Source organism: Kitasatospora sp. NPDC091257 (genome assembly GCF_044757675.1).
Lineage (GTDB): Bacteria > Actinomycetota > Actinomycetes > Streptomycetales > Streptomycetaceae > Kitasatospora > Kitasatospora lactacystinica.
In genome coordinates this window covers 1-3,802 of sequence record NZ_JBIVVI010000911.1, presented here as the reverse complement: position 1 = coordinate 3,802, position 3,802 = coordinate 1, and the positions used below count along the sequence as shown (strand labels likewise).

At 70.3% G+C, this 3,802-nt stretch carries 4 protein-coding genes and 1 pseudogene; 2 read left to right on the top strand and 3 right to left on the bottom strand.

Annotation, left to right across the window (positions count from 1 at the left end):
- Positions 1 to 344: pseudogene (locus ACIQOV_RS31880) on the top strand (hypothetical protein); the annotation flags it as partial.
- Between the two features lie 162 nt (positions 345 to 506).
- Here ACIQOV_RS31880 and ACIQOV_RS31875 read toward each other — a convergent pair.
- The 3 genes from ACIQOV_RS31875 to ACIQOV_RS31865 all read right to left on the bottom strand — a co-directional run bounded on the left by ACIQOV_RS31875 (position 507) and on the right by ACIQOV_RS31865 (position 2,503).
- Complete coding sequence (locus ACIQOV_RS31875; protein ID WP_331768628.1) at positions 507 to 1,673, bottom strand: protein-L-isoaspartate(D-aspartate) O-methyltransferase; 1,167 nt, start codon at positions 1,671 to 1,673, stop codon at positions 507 to 509.
- A complete protein-coding gene (locus ACIQOV_RS31870; protein WP_331768627.1) occupies positions 1,670 to 1,801 on the bottom strand; it encodes a hypothetical protein in 132 nt (43 codons plus the stop codon). The genes ACIQOV_RS31875 and ACIQOV_RS31870 overlap by 4 nt, the downstream gene beginning before the upstream one ends.
- A gap of 351 nt (positions 1,802 to 2,152) precedes the next feature.
- A complete protein-coding gene (locus ACIQOV_RS31865) occupies positions 2,153 to 2,503 on the bottom strand; it encodes a hypothetical protein (protein ID WP_401054164.1) in 351 nt (116 codons plus the stop codon).
- Positions 2,504 to 2,839: 336 nt separating this feature from the next.
- Between ACIQOV_RS31865 and ACIQOV_RS31860 the strand changes: the two genes are divergently transcribed.
- Positions 2,840 to 3,802: DUF3472 domain-containing protein (locus tag ACIQOV_RS31860; protein ID WP_401054163.1), on the top strand; the 963-nt coding region annotated here is incomplete at its 3' end.

Sequence of the window (3,802 nt, the reverse complement as noted above, 5' to 3'; positions counted from 1 at the left end):
ACAGCTGTGCGCGGTTCGACGGTTCCACCGCCGAGTTCGTCCACCGGCTCCTCACCGACCACCGGCACCCCTTCTCGGTCGCCGAGCTCACCGACTCCGTCCGGGCCGACCAGTTCTACTGGCTGACGGAGGGCGCAGACCCGAACCGGTGGCCGGTCATCGCCCGCAACGAGGACGGCGACAGCTGTGCGCGGTTCGACGGTTCCACCGCCGAGTTCGTCCACCGGCTCCTCACCGACCACCGGCACCCCTTCTCGGTCGCCGAGCTCATCGACCGCCCCGACTTCGAGCCGTACGAGCCCCACGACTCCGACGACCCCTTCGAGGACCGCCGGCTGCCGTAGTAGATCGGTTGACATGTTCGCCGAGCGGACAAGGGACAGCCTGGTGGACCGACATGACCACCGTGGTCACGGCATCGCCGTGCACGACTCCTCCGCGTTCTCGTGGTACGTCCACGGGCCGCCGCAACCGGTTCCGCCGATGCTGCACGCGGCCTGCGCGGTTCAGCCCCGCCCCCGTGGGGACGGCAGCGGGTTGGCCGGCTCGTGCAGCCACGCCCGGTGCTCGCCCCCGCCCCCGCCCACGCCCACGGTCAGCCCGAAGCTCTCGAACCCCGGACGGCCTTCCCCCACCCACCACTGGAAGGACTCCTCGACCTCCGACCACATCCGACGGGGGCCCGACTGGCGGACCTCGAACCGGCGCGCGCCGTCCACGAAGTCCACCGTCGCCCAGGAGGTGACGCCCGTGTCGAACAGCCACAGGGTCGTCATACCGCCGCCGTCGCTGCGCCGGTAGTACACGTCGGGTACGGTCAGGCCCACGACGAAGGACGCCAGCCAGTCGTCGACGAGTTCGAGCGGGTTCAGGGTCGTGTACTCCTGCGCGGCGTCCCCGGGCCAGTCGCCGGGCAGGTAGTCGTCGACGGGCGGGGCCTGGTAGCGCTGCTGGCGCATGCGCATGAACGCCGAGGAGCCGGTGAACGGGCCCATGGCCGTGCCGTCGGCGACGGTCAGCCGGGCGACGGCTCCGCCCCCGAAGAGCGGCGCGAAGGGCAGCACCAGCACGCCCTGCCGGCGGATCTGCCCGATCACGGCCGGGGGGACCTCACGTACCGAGCAGGTGAGGATTCCTCGGTCGTACGGGGCCCCGGGCAGGTATCCGTGGGCCGCGTCGCCCACCACCGCGATCGGAGCGGCGTCGAGGGCCCGGAAGTTGGCGGCGGCCTGGGCGGCGACCGCCGGGTCCAGCTCCACGGTCACCACGTTGTGCGCGCCCTGGCGCCGGGCCAGCAGCCCGGCGTTCCAGCCGGGGCCGGTTCCGCCCTCCCAGACCCTGTGGCCTTCGTGGACGTCCAGGTCGCGCAGCATGGAGGCGACCATCGTCGGCATGGACACCGACGAGGTCGGCTCCCGCTGCTGTCCGCTGTCCGTTCCGTCGTCCCACTGCGTCACGATCGCCACGTCGGAGTACGCGAGCTCCAGCCACCGCCCGGGGCTCTGCGCGCGGTCGCAACGTTCGTAGCCGTCGCCGGTGCTCGCCCAGAAGACGTCCGGGAGGAACTCATGGCGGCCGACGTCGAGGAACGCCTGCCGCCAACCGGGGGTCAGGGCACCCGAGGCCTCCAGCCGGTCGACCAGCCGGACCTGGACGTCGGTGGCCGCCGTCACTTGTGCTTCGGATCGGGAGTCGGGCCCTGTCCGTCCGGGTTCGGCTTCGGGCCGATCTGCGGACCGCCGGGCTTGGCGTGGGCCCCGCCCTTGCCGTCGTTCGGGCCGCCCTTGTTCTCGTCACCCACGGTGATTCCCCCTCTGCTGCAACGCTCCGAAGATCTACAGAGCAGAGGGTAGTCGATCGGACACCTGGCGTGAAGGGACTCGTGTTCCTCTCGGGCCACGGGCCGGCCCGGTCGACGATGTGTGCGTCGCCACCAACGGCAACCGATGCTGCGCCCAGGAGCAGGACGGCTGCCGGGCAGAGGAGTCTCTACCGGCGCATCGGGACACCATGGAGCGACCGGGTGGCTTGCAGAGAGTTATCGGATCGTATGCATCGTCAACCTTCGAGTGTTCACCGGCTTGCCTCGTGGTTGGGCCGGGCTGTCGGACCGAGTGACGGGTGGCCGCTTCGCCTCACGGACGGCGTCCTGTCAGGAGCGACCGAACCGGCGGCGCTTGGCCCGGAGCTGGGGCGCGGCGGTCTTCGTCAGGGCCGCGGACGGGTCGTCGTACTCACGGGAGATCACCTGGATCCGGCCCGACGCGACGTCGTGGCGCACGGTGTCCAGGCCCTGGCGGTCGAGTTCGGCGATGGTGTCGGCATGGGTCGTGGTGTTCAGGGCGAGCATCCCGACCTTCGGGTGCCTCGGGCCGGGCTCGACCTCCTCGCCGAGCAGGACCTGCATCAGGCGGTCGGCGGAGACCGAAGGCAGGTCCTCGTCCACGGCGACGTGCAGCAGCAGGTGTTCCTCGCCGCCGGCCCGCCACCGCACGTGCGCCACCCACGCCGAGCGGACGGCCCCCTGCGGTGTCAGGCCGTCAGGCTACGGGTGTCGCGGTTGCCCGCCCTCTCGCACCTCTCTCCGTGATGACGGCCACAGTGGGGATTTCCGTCATTTCACGGATGGGAGGTGGCTGATTTGAAGAAACGGTTCCTCACTGACGGCGACTGTGTGGATGCTGTGTGCATCGCATCGTGGTAGGACGTGTGTACGGGCCTTGGAAGCTCCGGCTCGCGTCATCGCTCCGCTCGAAGCGCTTCTCCCGCCAGTTCGCACCAGCACCTCCAGTCATGCCGCTGACGGCCTCTCGCGCACGGGCGGCAGGAAGGAACTCGCATGTCCCTCCCCTCGACACTGCGGCGCTGCGGCACCGCAGTGGCGACCGCGGCGCTCCTGCTGCTCGCCCCGACGCCGGCGTCGGCTGTCGACTTCGGCCTCGGCGGCAACGTATCCCTCGGCTGGTCGGTCCCGAACGCTCCCTCAGGGCAACTGACCAACATCACCTTCCCGATGGCGATCAACCCGGCGAGCGAGCAGACCGGCCTCTACTACGCCCAGCAGTTCGGCGTCGCCAACGGCCGGACCGGTTATACGGGCCTGCAGCCCCAGCCGACCAGCGGCAACACCCAGCAGTTCCGTGCCATCTTCTCGGTGTTCGCCTCCGGCGGCGCCGGCACCCCCGGAGACACCTCCAGCAGCGACCCCAACTGCCGACCGGGCGCCGACGGCAACGCCGGCCAGTCGTGCTCCGTCCTCTTCAACGCCGTATACGGCCACACCTACAACCTCACGGTGAAGCGGACCGCGAGCACGTCCACCACCAACACCTGGACCGGCGACGTGTACGACTCCGCCAACCTCCAGCAGCCCGTGGCCCACATCGGCAGCTGGACGGTGCCGAGCGGTCTGCTCACCTCCTCGGGCAACGGGTTCGTCGAGTACGTCTACTACAACGCCGCCGGCACCTGTGCTCAGAACACGGTGTCCGACGCCTACTTCGGCGGCCCCAGCAGCACGGACGCGGGCGGCCTGTCCGGCGTGGTCAACAACGTCTACGAGTACGGCAGCTGCGCGGGGCAGTCCAATTTCGCCAGCACGCCCTCGGGGTCGGGCCAGCACGTCGTGCGCGGCTTCACCAGTACCAGCCCCATCAAGGGCTCGGCCTCCGGTCTCTGCCTGAACTCGCCCAGCCAGGACCCCTGGGGCGCGCAGACGAACATCGTGGCCTGTGACGGCACCGGAAAGCAGACCTGGAAGTTCCTGCCCGATTCCCCGAGCGTGTCCACCTCCCCGGTACCC